This is a genomic window from Allobosea sp. 05T439, from assembly GCF_056396005.1.
Window position 1 is genome coordinate 217,441 of sequence record NZ_JBFTKP010000005.1, and the last position, 15,678, is coordinate 233,118.

10 protein-coding genes are annotated in these 15,678 nt (G+C 66.6%); 6 read left to right on the forward strand and 4 right to left on the reverse strand.

Features of this window, described 5'->3' with window-relative positions; translation table 11 throughout:
- Positions 1–52 precede the first annotated feature (52 nt).
- The 4 genes from AC1DIO_RS08080 (at position 53) to trxA (ending at position 7,753) form a co-directional block, all read left to right on the forward strand.
- Positions 53–760: a nucleotidyltransferase family protein gene (locus AC1DIO_RS08080; RefSeq protein WP_441492059.1), complete on the forward strand. Its 708-nt coding sequence runs from the start codon at positions 53–55 to the stop codon at positions 758–760.
- A complete protein-coding gene (addB, locus tag AC1DIO_RS08085) occupies positions 753–3,863 on the forward strand; it encodes a double-strand break repair protein AddB (protein WP_476853306.1) in 3,111 nt (1,036 codons plus the stop codon). The genes AC1DIO_RS08080 and addB overlap by 8 nt, the downstream gene beginning before the upstream one ends.
- Positions 3,860–7,324, forward strand: a complete 3,465-nt coding sequence (gene addA / locus AC1DIO_RS08090; protein ID WP_476775112.1) for a double-strand break repair helicase AddA — start codon at positions 3,860–3,862, stop codon at positions 7,322–7,324. Before addB ends, addA begins: the two co-directional genes overlap by 4 nt.
- Positions 7,325–7,432: 108 nt before the next feature.
- Positions 7,433–7,753 carry a thioredoxin gene (gene trxA, locus AC1DIO_RS08095; protein WP_043235061.1) on the forward strand — a complete coding sequence of 107 codons (321 nt, stop codon included), beginning with the start codon at positions 7,433–7,435 and terminating at the stop codon, positions 7,751–7,753.
- Positions 7,754–7,846: 93 nt separating this feature from the next.
- On the opposite strand, the gene AC1DIO_RS08100 is transcribed toward trxA, so the two are convergent.
- Positions 7,847–8,245, reverse strand: a complete 399-nt coding sequence (locus AC1DIO_RS08100; RefSeq protein ID WP_441505069.1) for a DoxX family protein — start codon at positions 8,243–8,245, stop codon at positions 7,847–7,849.
- Between the two features lie 328 nt (positions 8,246–8,573).
- On the opposite strand from AC1DIO_RS08100, the gene AC1DIO_RS08105 reads away from it, so the two are divergent.
- A complete protein-coding gene (locus AC1DIO_RS08105) occupies positions 8,574–10,739 on the forward strand; it encodes a transglycosylase domain-containing protein (RefSeq protein ID WP_476853307.1) in 2,166 nt (721 codons plus the stop codon).
- 6 nt (positions 10,740–10,745) lie between these two features.
- On the opposite strand, the gene AC1DIO_RS08110 is transcribed toward AC1DIO_RS08105, so the two are convergent.
- The 3 genes from AC1DIO_RS08110 to AC1DIO_RS08120 form a co-directional block, all read right to left on the reverse strand.
- Positions 10,746–11,942, reverse strand: a complete 1,197-nt coding sequence (locus AC1DIO_RS08110; RefSeq protein ID WP_441505071.1) for a multidrug effflux MFS transporter — start codon at positions 11,940–11,942, stop codon at positions 10,746–10,748.
- An 82-nt stretch (positions 11,943–12,024) separates the two neighbouring features.
- Positions 12,025–12,765 carry a M48 family metallopeptidase gene (locus AC1DIO_RS08115; RefSeq protein WP_476853308.1) on the reverse strand — a complete coding sequence of 247 codons (741 nt, stop codon included), beginning with the start codon at positions 12,763–12,765 and terminating at the stop codon, positions 12,025–12,027.
- 42 nt (positions 12,766–12,807) lie between these two features.
- A complete protein-coding gene (locus tag AC1DIO_RS08120) occupies positions 12,808–14,109 on the reverse strand; it encodes a polyhydroxyalkanoate depolymerase (protein WP_441505073.1) in 1,302 nt (433 codons plus the stop codon).
- 190 nt (positions 14,110–14,299) lie between these two features.
- On the opposite strand from AC1DIO_RS08120, the gene AC1DIO_RS08125 reads away from it, so the two are divergent.
- Positions 14,300–15,670, forward strand: coding sequence for an ActS/PrrB/RegB family redox-sensitive histidine kinase (locus AC1DIO_RS08125; RefSeq protein WP_441505074.1), 1,371 nt, complete (start codon positions 14,300–14,302; stop codon positions 15,668–15,670).
- Positions 15,671–15,678 lie beyond the last annotated feature (8 nt).

Here is a 15,678-nt window from a genome sequence, read left to right on the forward strand (position 1 = left end):
CAATCGGGAGATTCGCGTGACTGAGACGGGTTCGCGGCCGATCCGCCGGGCCATGGTTCTGGCGGCAGGCATTGGCCAGCGCATGCGCCCAATCACCGACAGCCTGCCGAAGCCCTTGGTCCGGATCGGCGGCAAGGCGATGCTCGATCACGCGCTCGACCGGCTCGCAGAAGCCGGCGCCACCGAGGCGGTCGTCAATGTCCACCATCTCGCCGAACAGATCGAGGCTCACCTCGCCGGGCGCACGCATCCCCGGATCGTCATCTCGGACGAGCGCGACGAGCTGCTCGAAACCGGCGGCGGCGTGAAGAAGGCCCTCCCGCTGCTCGGCGGCGAACCCTTCTTCCACGTCAACTCCGACTCGCTCTGGAGCGAGACCGGCATCTCCAACATTGCGGCCATGGCCGAGGCCTGGACGCCGGCGGAGATGGACATGCTGATGCTGCTGGCCCGGCGCGAGGACAGTGTCGGCTTCGACGGCGCCGGCGACTTCTTCCAGGATGCGGACGGCCGGCTGACACGGCGCGGACAGGCGCCAACGGCCCCCGTCGTCTATGCCGGGGTGATCATCATGAAACCCGAGATCTTTGCCGACACCCCCGAGGGCTCGTTCTCGCTCAACCTGCTCTTCGACCGGCTCATCGCGCGAAAGCGCCTGTTCGGACATGTTCTGCAGGGCCAGTGGCTGCATGTCGGCACGCCGGAAGCGATCGCACCGGCAGAAGCCGCGTTCGCGGCCGCTCAGAGCTTCCATGGCTGAGCTCAACCTGTTCACCATCCCCGCCGGCACAGCGTTTCTCGACGTGCTGGCGCAGGCGGTGCTGGATGGACGATTCGGTCAGGTCTACGCGCCGGATGATCCGGCAGCGATGGCTCGTGCGACGCTCTATCTCMCGACGCGCCGTGCAGCGCGGGCCCTGGTCGCCGGCCTGTCCGCGAGGCTTGGCGGCAAGCCGCTGCTGCTGCCGCGCATCGTGCCGCTCGGCGATGTCGACGAGGCCGAGACGGCGCTGATCGGCGCGGGCGGCTGGGATGGCGCGCGCGTCGGGCCGATCGACCCGCTGGTGCGGCGGATGCTGCTGGCGCGGCTGGTCGATAGCTGGGGACGCACGGCGAACCGCAGCCACCTGAAGCTCGACCCGTCAGAGCCCTCGCTCGTGCCTTCGACGCTGGCCGAGGCCTGGGGGCTGGCTGGCGACCTCGCCGCCCTGCTCGACCAGATGCAGACCGAAGGCGTGCCGGTCGAGCGGCTGGCGACCCTTGACGCCGCTCGTTTCGACAAGGTCTGGCAGCTCAATGCGAGCTTCCTGGCCATCCTGGGCGAGGCCTGGCCGAAGATCCTCGAAAGCCGCGATGCCTGCGATCCTGCCGATTTTCGCAACCGCATGCTCGAAGCCGAACGCCAACGCCTGCTTTCCGGCAGCGTGACCGGGCCTATCATTGCTGCGGGCTCCACGGGCACGATCCCGGCCACCGCCCGGCTTCTCGCAGCGATCGCACGGATGCCCAATGGCGCGGTCGTACTGCCCGATCTCGACCTCGACCTGGCTCAGCTTGCCTGGGAGGCGATCGAGAAGGAGCCTGCACCGTCCCACCCGCAGGCGGCATTGTATCGGCTGCTCCAGACATTGAAGGCCGGCCGTGACGACGCCCAGCCGCTGGCGAGGCCGGAACCGGGCCTCGCGGCCCGGGCGGCGTTGCTGCGCGAGGCGATGCTTCCGGCATCGGTCACGGAATTCTGGGCCGATCTCGCGACCCGCGTTTCCCCGGGCGAGGCTGAAGCAGCCTTCGATGGGATCAGCATCGTGGAGACCGCCGACGAGCGCGAGGAGGCGCTGGCAGTCGCCATCGCGCTCCGTGAAACACTGGAGCAGGACGGCAAGCACGCCGCACTGATCACTCCCGATCGCGGCCTCGCCGAACGAGTCGTCGTGGAACTCCGGCGCTGGGGCATCGAAGCCGATGATTCCGCTGGCCTGCCGCTCGCGCGCTGGCCGGCCGGCGCCCTGCTGCGCCTCTTCCTGGAGGCTGCGCGAGCCCAGATGATGCCGGCGAGCCTCGTTCCCTTGCTCGCCCACCCGCTTTGCCGGCTCGGACTGTCGCGACAGACCGTGGCGCAGGGCGCGGCGGCGCTCGAGATCGGCGCCTGGCGGGGCGAGGCTGTCACAAAGGGATTTGCGGGCCTGCGCAACAGTTTTGCGGCGGTTCCGGGACTGATGCAGGACCGGCATGCGCCTGCGCCGCGCAGGCGCCTGAACAGCGCGGATCTCGCCGCCGCGGGCCTGGTTCTCGACGCCCTCGAGGCCGCCATGGCGCCGCTGCTCGCAGCACTGGCCGCCCCGCTGCCTGCCTTCGCTACTGTGGTGACGGCAAGTCGCGATGCCCTGGTCGCACTCAGTCGGGCGGAGAGTGGCGCCACGCTCGCCTTCGTCGGGCCGGACGGCGAGGCCCTTGCAGGGCTGTTCGACCAGATCGACGGCGCCCTCCCCGATGCTCCCGAGGCCGGCCATCCCCGCGATGTCATTGCGATCCTCGACAGCCTGCTGGCCGAGACATCGGTCCGACGCAGCGGGACGGGCCATCCTCGCGTCAAGATCTGGGGCTTGCTGGAAGCGCGCCTGCTGGAAGCCGACCATGTCGTGCTGGGCGGCCTCGTCGAGTCCGTCTGGCCTCCGGAGGCCAAGACCGATTCCTTCCTGAACCGGCCGATGCGGGCCGAACTGGGCTTGAGCGCTCCCGAGCGGCGCATCGGCCAGACCGCGCATGATTTCATCCAGGGCGCGATGGCGCAGCGGGTGACCCTGACCCGCGCGCGCAAGGCCGGCGAGGCCGAGACCATCGCCTCGCGCTTCTGGCAAAGGCTCAAGGCCGTGACCCCTCAGGATGTCTGGAACGGGGCCGCGGCCAGGGGAGCCCGCCTGACCGGGCTTGCTTCACTCCTGAGCAAACCCGCCGACGCCAAACCAATCGGCCGCCCTGCTCCGCGGCCCGCGCGCCAGCTCCAGCCCGTCGCGCTCAGCGTCACCGAGGTCGAGACGCTCTACCGCGACCCCTACCAGATCTTTGCCMGCAAGATCCTGAAGCTCGACGCCCTTCCCGAGCTCGTTGGCGACCCCGGCGCCAGCGATCGCGGCAACCTGATGCATGATATTGTCGGGACTTTCGCGGAGACCTATCCGGAGCAATTGCCGGCCGACTCACTCAATCACCTGATCGCGATCGGCAAGCGCCTGTTCCAGGCGTTTGACGATACACCCGAGGTCCGCGCCTTTTGGTGGCCGCGCTTCCTCCTGACCGCCAGTCATTTCATCGGCTGGGAGGAGCGCCGGCGCGGCGAGCTGGCACGGGTTGCAGTCGAACGCGGTACCGCGGCGACGTTCAAGCTGCCGGACGGCGCGGAATTCAGACTGAGCGGGCGGGCCGACCGAATCGAGATCACGCGGCAGCCCTCGCTGCGCATCATCGACTTCAAGACCGGAGCTCCACCAAGCAAGGCGCAGGTCGAGAAGGGTTTTGCGCCGCAATTGACACTGGAAGCCGAGCTCGCGGCGCGATCCGGATTTCGCGAGGATATCGCTCCTGCACCGGTCGACGCGCTGCTCTATCTCAAGCTCCATCACGATCCGAAGGGCTGGGCCAAGGACAAGCCGCTCGAGTTCGATGGCGAGCCTCTGGCCGATGTCGCCGCGCGCCATCTCGAACGGCTGATCGAGCATCTCCATGCGCTTCGAAGCGGGCGCGAAGCCTATGTCTCGCGGCGCGCGCCCGACTACATCAAATATACCAGCCCCTACGACCAGCTCGCGCGGGTCAAGGAGTGGTCCGCGGCACCGGGTGGCGACGAGCCCGGAGGCGAAACATGAAGCCCGGCTGGATCGTTCCCCCGCAGACCAACCAACGCCAGGCGCTTGCCGCCCGGCCCGATCTCAGCGCCTGGGTTTCGGCCAATGCCGGTTCAGGCAAGACGCATGTGCTGGTCAACCGCGTGCTGCGACTGCTGCTCGATGGCGTCGCGCCGGCCCGGATGCTCTGCATCACCTACACCAAGGCGGCGGCCGCCAATATGGCGAACCGMGTGTTCAAGGCGCTCGGCGCCTGGGCGACCATGCCGGATGAGGCCCTTTCCGCGGCGCTCCAAGGCCTGACCGGCGAGCGCGCGACGGCGCGGCAGCAGGCAAGCGCTCGCCGGCTGTTCGCGGAGGCGCTGGAGACGCCGGGTGGGCTCAGAATCGAGACCATCCACGCCTTCTGCACGCGCGTTCTGCAATCTGCGCCCTTCGAGGCGAACGTACCGCCGCGCTTCGAGGTTGCCGATGATCTCGCGCAGGCTGAGCTGCTGCACGACGCAAGGCGCGAATTGCTCGCGGCCATTGCCGCCGATCCTGCCGGCGCGGAGGCGCAGGCGCTCGACCTGCTGGCCAGGCAGGCGGCGCAGGACACCTTTGACGCGATGATGCAGGAGGCCTTGCGCCAGCGCACCCTGTTCAGCGACGCAGACGGCCGCGCGCGCTCGGCGCAGGAGATGCGCGCGGGCATTTCGGGTTTCCTGGGAATTGCACCGGACCTGACGAATGACGAGGTGCTGGCCGATTTCCGGCGCGATCTTGCCTCCGTTCCAGGACTTGCCGCTCTCGTCTCGGCGCTGGATGCCGGTAGCGCGACCCGGCAGAAATTTGCGGCTGCGCTGCGGAGCCTGACGGCGCAGCAGTTCGAGGGCGACCCGATCGCAACCTGCCGCTCCGGCTTCATCACGGCCGAAGGCACGGTCAACGCGCATATCAGGGGCAAGGGCAAATCCGAACTCGAGTCGGCGCTGATGGCCGTGCTCGACACTCTTGCCGATCTCCTGCTCGGCGCAGTCGACCAGCTCAACGCCATTGCCATCCGCGACCGCAGCCACGCGCTCGCGCTGCTGGTGACACGGATGCTCGCCTCTTATCAGCGGTTGAAGAGCGAGCGCTCGCTGCTGGACTATGACGACCTGATCGCCAAGACGCGCTCCCTCCTCTCGCGGGTCGAGGCCGCCTGGGTGCTCTACAAGCTCGATGCCGGCATCGATCACATCCTGCTCGACGAGGCGCAGGACACCAGCGAGGCGCAATGGGCGATCCTGGGCGCGCTCGCCGACGAGTTCACGGGCGGACGGGACACGCGCGCAGAGAGCCCAAAGCCCCGGACGATCTTCGTCGTCGGCGATGAGAAGCAGTCGATCTACGGCTTCCAGGGTGCCGCGCCGAGCGCCTTCGGCGAGCAGCGGACCCGGCTCGGGCTGAATATCCGGCAGGCGCAGCTCGCATTCGAGGCGGTGAGCCTCAACACCTCCTTCCGCTCGGCGCCCGACATCATGCGGGCGGTGGACATCGTCTTCGCGGTGGCGGAGCACGCCCGCGGGCTGGTCTTCGACGGCAGCGCCCGGCCGGAGGTGCATGACACGGTGCGCCAGGGCGACCCCGGCGCAGTCGATCTCTGGCCGCTATCGGCCGACGACCAGAGCGAGCCGCCGGATGCCTGGACGACTCCGGTCGACGCGCCCGAGCAGCGTAGCGGGACCGTGAAGCTCGCAACGCGCATCGCCGGCGTGCTGGCACGCTGGACGCGCAGCGGGCAGGATGATCTCGGACACGGCTTCAAGCCCGGCGACGTCATGATCCTGCTGCGCCAGCGCGGGCCGCTGTTCGAGGCGATCGTCAAAGCCCTGAAGGATGCGGGCGTGCCGGTGACCGGTCGCGATCGCTTGAGCCTCGCGACACATCCCGCTGTCGAAGACCTCGTGGCACTCGGCCGGGCGCTGCTCCTGCCCGATGACGACCTGTCGCTGGCCATCGCGCTGAAGACGCCGCTGCTTGGCCTCGACGACGACGATCTGATGCGCTTCGCGCCGGAGCGAAAGGGCTCGCTGCGCGTCGCCCTGCACGGCATCGGCGAAAGCGAGCCGCGCTTTGCCGCCACCGAAGCACGCCTCTCCCAACTCGGTGACGACGCACGGCGCATCGGGCCATTTCGCTTCTTTGCGCAGCTGCTCGGGCCGGAAGGCGGGCGCAATCTCGCTCTGGCTCGGCTTGGGGCCGAGGCCGGCGACGCGCTCGACGCCTTTCTCAACGCGGCGCTGGACTATGAGCGACGGCACGGCCCATCGCTTGCCGGCTTCCTGCACCACATTACCCAGGCCGGAACCGAGGTTAAGCGCGACCTCTCCAGCAGCGCAGGCGAAGTGCGCGTCATGACGGTGCACGGCTCGAAGGGATTGGAGGCGAAGATCGTGATCCTCGCCGATCTCGCCCCCGAGCCGGGCGCCAACCGCTTGCCGAAGATTCTCGCGGTGGAACCTCCCAGGGGCAAACTCGTGCCGATCTGGCCCCCGGCCAGGGCAGACGATGCGGAGGCGACCCGCAGGGCGAAGGCGCAGGTCGTCGACCAGCTTGCCGAGGAGCATCATCGCCTCCTCTATGTCGCGATGACCCGGGCCGAGGACCGGCTGATCGTCTGCGGAGCGCAAGCCAAAGGCGAGGCGCCGCCCGGAAGCTGGTATGCGATGATCGAAAGCGGACTTTCGCTCGCGACATCGGGCCTGCAGGAGGTCGCCGCACCGGACGGTGTCGGCACGATCCGGCGCTTCATGGTCTCGGCACCAAAGCCCACCGGTCCTGTGGAGGAGGCGCAGTCCAAGCCGGTGCTCGCCGAACCCGGCTGGCTCCGCGCCTCCGCGCCCGCCGAACAGGAACCGTTGCCACCGCTCAAGCCGTCGAATGCGATCAGCGCCGCCGATGCGGCCGAGCGGCCGGGCGACGGCCCATTCCTTGCCGAGGCAGCGCAAGCCGGCCGGCTGGCGCATCTGCTCCTGCAGATCCTGCCGGATGTCGACGCGCCGGCCCGCAACGCGACGGCACAGGCACTCGCCGCCCTGCGCGGAGCCGGTTTGCCTGGCGCACGACGCCAGGAGGTCATCGGCCAGACCCTGGCTTTGCTTCGCGCCCCTGCGCTTTCCGCCCTGTTTTCATCCGGATCTCTGGCTGAGGTTCCGATTGCCGGCGAGATCACGCTTGCGAATGGTGCAGTGCGCGCCGTCTCGGGCCAGATCGACCGGCTCGCCGTCACGGAGAACGAGGTACTGATCGCCGACTTCAAGACGGCGTCGCGCCCGCCGGCCGATGAATCGGCGATCCCGCCCGCGACGCAAGCCCAGCTCGCCGTCTATCGCGCCCTGATCGGGCAAATCTATCCGGGGCGGCAGGTGCGGACCCTGGTGATCTACACTGCGACGCTCGCGACACTGGAGCCACAAGCCGCTGCGCTCGATGCCGTTCTGGCGAATTTGGCAGGGTAGCCCTGCTTCAATGCAAGGCCGACGAAACTTGACCCGGGCTGCCGGCGTTCATAGCTTCGGTGTCGAATGCAGCAGTGCTGCGAACTGCTTTTGAAAGGCGAAGAAGCCATGGCGACGAACAAGGTAACCGATGCGAGCTTCGAGGCGGATGTCCTCAAGTCGAGCGAGCCGGTCGTGGTCGATTTCTGGGCCGAGTGGTGCGGCCCCTGCCGGATGATCGGCCCAGCGCTCGAGGAGATCGCCGGTGAGATGGCCGGCAAGGTCAAGATCGTGAAAATGAATGTCGATGAGAACCAGGCCATTCCCGCCCAGTTCGGCATTCGCTCGATCCCGACCCTGATGCTGTTCAAGGACGGCAAGCTGGCCTCGCAGAAGGTCGGCGCGGCCCCTAAGAGCGACCTTTCACGCTGGATTTCGGCCTCGGTCTGAGTTCTGCCGGCCTGTCGGGCCAAAAAAATCAGCCCGCCTTCCCCGGGGGAGGCGGGCTTTTCTTTGGGCGAATGGCGCCGTTCCGTCGAAGAATCAGCGCTTCGAGCGGGAATCGACGCTCCAGGCGCCAGCACCGGCGAAGACCAGGTAAAGGAAGATGAAGCAGTAGAGGATCGCCGCATCGCCGCCATTAAGCAGCGGGTAGATGCTGCGCGGTGCGTGGAACATCCAGTAAGCATAGGCCATTTCGCCAGCCAGCACGAAGGCGACAGGACGGGTCCACAGGCCGATCAGGATCAGGAAACCGCCAACAGCCTCCAGAATGGCGCCGAACCAGAACAGAGTGAAGGCGGCCGGCAGGCCGCTGGCTGGCGCGGCCGGGAAACCAAAGAGCTTCTGAGTGCCATGGATGATGAAGATCAGCGCGGTCACGATGCGCAAAACGGCGAGAGCCTGCGGGGCAAAGCGGCTCAGGGGGTTGGAGGCTTGCATTCGGACATAACCTTCTAGGTCGCGGAGGCTCGAGTACGTCGGAACAGGCTGGATTCGTGCCGAATTGCGGCATTGCATCTGGACTGCGCGGCGAAGTTGTCGGGTTTCACGCGATTTTCAATTCACAAGAACGTTTGCACTGCAACATTCCCCGGCGAAGTGCCATGGCTGGCGCATTTGCCACAAATCCGAGTGATCGCTGCTCCGGGCCCGTGCTGGAATCTGGTTTCCCTTAACCGGCCCTTAAAAGCGCCATGTTTGACTCCTGTGTGAAGCTCGCGCGTTTTCGGTGCAAAGGGCGCGGTTTCACGGGGCTGAACGGGGCAGAATGAACGATCGGGCGAGACGAGGCGGCGAGCGGCGCGAGCCGTCCTTCGAGGGTGGGCGGAGCGAGAGTTCCGACGCCTTCGACATGCGCCTCTCCGCCGATGATCGCTCGAGCCGCAGCCATCGCGGCGCCGCACGTCAGGAGCCGAGAGAAGAGATGCCGAAGATCCGCAAGGGTGGGGGCGGAAATGGCGGGGGCCGGCGGCGTGGACGCAAGCGCCGCTCCTTCCTCGGCCGGATGATGTACTGGACGCTGGTCCTCGGACTCTGGTGCGTCATCGGTGTCGGCGGGCTGGTGGCCTATCACGCGGCGCAATTGCCGCCGATCAATCAGCTCACCGTGCCAAAGCGTCCGCCGAACGTCGCGATMCTCGCCGCCGACGGCTCGCTGCTCGCCAATCGCGGCGAGACCGGCGGGCGTACCGTGACGCTTGGCGAGATTCCGCCCTATCTGCCCAAGGCCTTCGTCGCGATCGAGGATCGACGCTTCTACGAGCATTTCGGCATCGACCCGATCGGCATCGCCCGCGCCATGGTGCGCAACGTCACCAACCGGGGTGGCGGCGTCCAGGGCGGCTCCACCCTGACGCAGCAGCTTGCCAAGAACCTGTTCCTGACCCAGGACCGCACCGCCGCGCGCAAGATCCAGGAAGCGATCCTGGCGCTGTGGCTGGAGCAGACCTACAGCAAGGACCAGATCCTCGAGCTCTATCTCAACCGCGTCTATTTCGGCTCCGGCGCCTATGGCGTCGAGGCGGCCGCGCAGCGCTATTTCAACAAGTCCGCCCGCTCGGTCACCGTCCCCGAAGCCGCCATGCTGGCGGGCCTGGTACAGGCACCGTCGCGGCTGGCGCCCAACCGCAATCCGGATGCGGCCGAGAAACGGGCGCAGCTCGTGATCGCCGCGATGGCCGAGMAGGGCTTTGTCTCGCAGGCCGCAGCGAAATCAGCACTGGTCGCCCCGGCAGAAGCGGCCGAACGTGTCGGCGCCGGCTCGGTGAACTATGCGGCCGACTACGTCATGGACGTGCTCGACGACTTCATCGGTGCGGTCGAGGGCGACGTCACGGTGCTGACGACAATCGATCCAAAGCTGCAGGCCGCGGCCGAAACGACCCTTGTCGAGTCTCTGGCCGCCCAGGGCGGGAAGCTGAATGCCAGCCAGGGCGCCGTCGTTTCCATGGCGCCGGACGGGGCTCTGCGCGCGCTGATCGGCGGACGCGACTACACCAAGAGCCAATTCAACCGCGCGACCGCCGCCAAGCGCCAGCCAGGCTCATCCTTCAAGCCCTTCGTCTATCTGACTGCGATCGAGCATGGCCTGACGCCGGACACGATCCGCGACGACTCCCCGGTCTCGATCAAGGGCTGGCAGCCGGAGAACAACAGCCGCACCTATCGCGGCCCGGTGACCCTGCAGACCGCCTTCGCCCATTCGATCAACACCGTCGCGGTGAAGCTGAACCAGGAGGTGACGCCGAAGGAAGTCGTGCGCACCGCGCAGCGGCTCGGCATTTCCTCGGGCCTCCAGGCCAATGGCTCGCTGGCACTCGGTACCTCGGAAGTGACGCCGATCGAGCTCACCACGGCCTATGCCAGCTTCGCGAATGGCGGGCAGTCCGTGCTGCCCTATGTCATCCGCGAGGTAAAGTCGGTCTCGGGCAAGGTGATCTATGCCCGCAAGGCGACGAGTTTCGGGACGGTGGTGCAGCCGCAGGTGCTGCCGATGATCAACGCCATGTTCCACGAAACCATGGCCAGCGGCTCGGGCAGCAAGGGCAATCTCGCCGGTTGGGAAGTCGGCGGCAAGTCGGGAACCACGCAGGATTTCCGCGATGCCTGGTTCGTCGGTTTCACCTCCAAGCTGGTGACCGCCGTCTGGATCGGCAATGACGACAACAGCGCCATGAAGCGGGTCTATGGCAGCGGATTGCCACTCGAAGTCTGGGGCAGGTACATGAAGGCCGCCCATGTCGGCCTGCAGCCATCGCCGCTGCCGGGTGGGTTGTGGCGCGCGGGGCCGAAATCGATCTTCGATGGCGGCGCGCCAGTGGCCGGCATGCAGCCGCCAGCACAGACCCAGACAGCGGGCGCAGGTTCGGACCGCGCCTGGGTGCCGCCTGCGCCGCAGGAGAAGAACTTCCTCGAGCGGCTGTTCGGCGGCTGAGCCTTTTCAGGCCTTGGCCGCTCGCAGCTTGCGCGAGGCGTGAAACAGGACCAGTGCCGACACGCCGAGCAGCGACATCATCGCCGGCAGCGGCAGCGCGGAGTCGGTCAGCAGCTTGCCGACCACAAGACCGACACAGGCCGAGAACAGCATCTGGCAGAGCCCGACGAAGGATGATGCAGCACCAGCGCGATCCGGAAACGGCATGAGCGCCGAGGCCTGCGCCTGGGGCATGCTGAGCCCGATCCCGATCGAATAGATCGCCCAGGGTATCGTGACGCCGAGGGGGCCGCCAAAGCCGGCGGTGAGGCATAGCAGCATGCTCAGCCCGCCCGCAGCCAGGAAGGCCACGCCGATCGCAATGACGCCGTCGAGCCCACGCCGGCCGACGAGACGCTGGGCGATGATGGTGCCCAGGATGAAGCCAAGCACCCCGAACCCGAAGGACAGGCCGTAATCGCGCGGCGACAGGCCATAGATGCTGATCAGCACGAAGGACGAGCCGGAGATGAAGGCGAAGAGTCCGCCATAGGCCAAGGCCGTGATCGCGACATAGACACGATAGGGACGGTTCCTGAGCAAGACGCCGAAGCTGCGGAAAATCGCCAGCAGCGACAGCCGCTCCGATGAACGCACGCGGATGGTTTCCGGCAGGAACAGGATGATCACGACCGCCAGCAGCAGCGCGAGAGCCAGCGTCGCAACAAAGGTCGAGCGCCAGCCAAAGGCCGCCTGCAGGATGCCGCCGACCGCCGGCGCAATGGCCGGGACCAACCCCATGATCATGCCCATGCGGGCGAATTCCCGGCCGGCGCGGGGCCCCTCATAGAGATCCCTGACCATGGCCCGGCCGAGCACGATCGGCCCGGACGCGCCCAATGCCTGCAAGACCCGGCCCGCCACCAGCCACTCGATCGAAGGCGCAAGTGCGCAGAGCAGGGTCGCGACGAGGAAAAGCGCCAGCCCGGTGAGAAGCACGGGTTTGCGCCCCAACCGATCCGAGAGCGGCCCCCAGACGATCTGGCCTCCGGCGAAACCGAACAGAAAGGCGGAGAGCGTCGCCTGCGCCCCTGCAACGTCGGTGCCCATGACACGAACGATCTCGGGCAGGGACGGCAAATAGAAATCGGTCGAGAGCGGCCCGAGGGCCGTCAGCATGGCAAGGACCGCGGTCATTGCGAGCGTGTCGGGGCGCAGCTTCACGAGACCATCCCTGTTTCGGCTGATGCCGGGTTAGGGGAGGTTGCGCCTCAAGTCGAGCCGGACGCCTGCGGCCAGGACTGCCTCAGCCGTAGCCGTGCAGCCCTGCGCCATGGCGCTTCAGCCAGGCTTCCGCTTCTTCCGTCCGTGGGCAGAGCTTGTGGGTCAGCGCCCAGAAGCGATGGGAATGGTTCATCTCCTTGAGATGCGCGACTTCATGGGCCGCGAGATAGTCCAGCACCAGTGGCGGGGCGAGGATCAGGCGCCAGGAGAAATTCAGGTGCCCCCTCGACGAACAGGAGCCMCACCGGCTCGTGGTGTMGCGGATGGTGATCTTGCGGGCGGGGATGCCGAGCGTTGCCGTGTGGTGCCTGACCGCACGCTCCAGATCCTCGAGTGCGGCGCGGCGCAGGAAATCCTTGACCCGACGCGCGACATGGGCGGCTTCGCCGGCGACCGCGATGATGGCGGTGCCATCCTTGTCGATTGTAGCGTGGGTGATGCCGCGCACCTTCGACCAATGCACGATCCGGTGGGGTGCGCCGCGAAAGGGCACGACCTGTCCCGGCTCAAAGGGCACCGAAAGCGGACGTTTGGCGAGCTTTGCCGCGATCCAGCCACCATGATTCTCGGCGAAGATCTTGCCGGTGAGGAAGTCTGCGCGTTCCGGCAGCGTCAGCGTGATCTCGCCGGTCGCCTGCGAGACACGCAGCGTCATCCGCCGAGCGGCAGCGCGCCGCTTCACCGCAACGGAGAACAGCGTGCCGCCGTGAGCGACCTCGATCCGATCCGGATCAGGCTGGCGCTTGAACAGGGAGAGCCGCATCGCCCGCAATTGTGCTGGATTCGCGGGCGATGCGGAAGGGCTTCAGTTCGCGATCTTCAAGGCCTTGCGCGCGACGGCCGCGCTGTCGTCCCGGCGCACCTTGGCTGCCTCCATGTCGAGGCTGACCATGAAGTCGGAAATGCGGGGCGCGATTTCGGCGCGGAAGCGCGAACCGTTGAAGACGCCGTAATGGCCGACGCCCTTCTGAAGGTAATGCACGCGCTTGTCGGCCGGGATATTGGCGCAGAGATCATGGGCGGCCTGGGTCTGGCCGACGCCCGAGATATCGTCGTTCTCGCCCTCGACCGTCATCAGCGCAACACGACGAATGGCCTTCAGATCAACCAGCTTGTCGCGATGCATCATCGTGCCCTTGGGCAGGGCATGCTGAACGAATACGGTATCGACCGTCTGGAGATAGAACTCCGCCGTCAGGTCCATGACCGCGAGATACTCGTCATAGAAATCGCGGTGCTTCTCGGCCGAATCGCCATCCCCGGCGATGAGGTGCTTGTACATCTCGTAGTGAGCCGAGACATGCCGGTCGATATTCATGGCCATGAAGCCCGATAGCTGCATGAAGCCGGGATAAACCTCCCGGAAAGCGCCCATATGCGGGAACGGCACCATGGTGATGCAATTGCGGCGGAACCATTCGGTACCGCGCTCCATGGCTAGCTGGTTGACCGCGGTCGGCGAGCGGCGGGTATCGATCGGACCACCCATCAGGGTCATCGACCGCGGCGCATTGGGATCATTCTCCGCTTCCATCCGCGCGATCGCGGCAATCACCGGAACCGCAGGCTGGCAGACGGCCATGACATGGGTGTCGGGGCCGAGCGTCTGGAGCATGCCGACGACGTAGTCGATATAATCGTCGAGATCGAAGCGACCGGCGGCGAGCGGCACCAGGCGGGCATCCGTCCAGTCGGTGATGTAGACCTCATGGCCAGGCAGGAAGGCCTCGACCGTGCCTCTTAGCAGAGTGGCGTAATGGCCCGACATCGGCGCAACCAGCAGCACCTTCGGCTGCGGCTTGCGACGCCCGGCGATTTTGCGGTCGAAATAGACCAGCTTGCAGAAGGGCCGCTCCCAGACGACGCGTTCCTCGACGGCGACCTTGACGCCGCCAATCGTGGTCTCGTTCAGGTCGAAGGCGGGCTTGCCATAGCGGCGCGTCATCCGTTCGAACAGTTCACAGGACGCAGCGACCGTGCGGCCGAGCGGCGTGTAGGTCAGCGGATTGGCTGGGTTCTTGAACGCCAGCTGCAGCGCATCCGACATGCCACGAACGGGCGCGACCATCGTATGAACCGCTTCGTAGGCGTGATAAGCGAACGACATGGCAGCTCCATACATGCAGCGACGTCTCCCGGGTGCCGGATGCACCTGATGATGCGCCGCAACAAACAGCGCAGCCTAGATTGTTTCTGCTCTCATTCAATCCGGCAAAAGGCTAAGATTTTCCTTCAATGCCAAAATGCCACAGTTTTGCACTGCAAAACCCCGGTCCGTCATCGGATGCATGGGCGTCATGACGGTCCCTGATGCGGATCTCCCGCCGCTGGCACGATCCAGCCGTCATTTGCGCCTCGACACCCTCGTGCGGTTGCGCTGGCTTGCTATCGCCGGCCAGAGCCTCGCAGTCGCTGGCGTGCATTTTGGCCTCGGCTTCACCCTGCCCTTCGGCTGGTGTTTCCTCGCCATCGCAATCTCCGCCTGGCTGAACATTGCGCTGCGCATTCGCTTTCCGCTCAGCCACAGGCTGCGCGAGGATGCGGCGACCGCGCTGTTGGCCTTCGACATCATCCAGCTCGCAGCCCTGCTCTACCTGACCGGCGGCCTGCAAAATCCCTTCGCAATTCTGTTCCTCGCGCCGGTGATGATTTCGGCGACAGCCTTGCCGCCGCAGCGCACCATGCTGCTCGGGCTACTGGCCGTCGTGCTGGCGAGCGTGCTGAACTTCGCGCATCTGCCCCTGCCCTGGGCCGGGCCCAACCGGCCGGTCCTGCCGCCATTCTACCAGGCCGGGAACTGGATCGCGCTCGTGCTCGGGCTCGGCTTCACCGGCATTTATGCCTGGCGCGTCGCCAAGGAAGCGCGCGACCTCTCGGAGGCTCTCGCTGCGACGGAGTTGGTCCTGGCACGCGAACAGCACCTTTCGCAGCTCGACGGCCTCGCCGCAGCAGCAGCCCATGAACTCGGCACGCCGCTCGCCACGATCGCCCTGGTGGCACGTGAATTGTCGCGGCTGGCCCCTCCGGAAGGCGAGATGGCGGAGGATATCACGCTGCTGCGCGAGCAGGTCGAGCGCTGCCGCGGCATCCTCGGCAAGCTCACCTCGCTTCAGGACGACGATGCCGGCCCGCTCGACCAACTCTCGCTGCGCCTGCTGATCGAAGAGACGGCCGGCCCGCAGCGGCCATTCGGCGTGCCGTTCCGCATCGATATGATCGGAGACAAGCCGGAACCCGTCTGCCGACGCAACCCGGGCATGATCTACGGCCTCGGCAATATCGTCGACAATGCCGTCGACTTCGCCCGGTCCGAAGTGGCGATCATCGCACAATGGACCGATATACATGTCATGCTGACCATCGCCGATGATGGCCCCGGGTTTCCTCCCGACGTCCTGATGCGCGCCGGCGAGCCCTATCTCTCGCGCGCAGCGGCAGAAAGTCGCGCCGGCGGCGGTTTGGGCCTGGGACTTTTCATTGCAAAAACGCTGCTGGAACGCGGCGGTGCAGCGCTCGAATTTTCGAATCTGCCATCCCCGGCGAGCGGCGCGTCCGTCCGCATGGTCTGGCCGAGGGCGGTGTTCGAGGCCGACGCAAAACCTTCCGGGTCTTCAAAACGGGGGGAAATGCCACTACCTGAGGGTGACGGCCCCTTCTCGCCGTCCTGATGCGCGAA

Coding starts and splice junctions, on each gene's coding strand:
- AC1DIO_RS08080 (WP_441492059.1), top strand. CDS start 53: ATGGTTCTGGCGGCAGGCATTGGCCAGCGCATGCGCCCAATCACCGAC.
- trxA (WP_043235061.1), top strand. CDS start 7,433: ATGGCGACGAACAAGGTAACCGATGCGAGCTTCGAGGCGGATGTCCTC.
- AC1DIO_RS08100 (WP_441505069.1), bottom strand. CDS start 8,245: ATGCAAGCCTCCAACCCCCTGAGCCGCTTTGCCCCGCAGGCTCTCGCC.
- AC1DIO_RS08120 (WP_441505073.1), bottom strand. CDS start 14,109: ATGTCGTTCGCTTATCACGCCTACGAAGCGGTTCATACGATGGTCGCG.
- AC1DIO_RS08125 (WP_441505074.1), top strand. CDS start 14,300: ATGACGGTCCCTGATGCGGATCTCCCGCCGCTGGCACGATCCAGCCGT.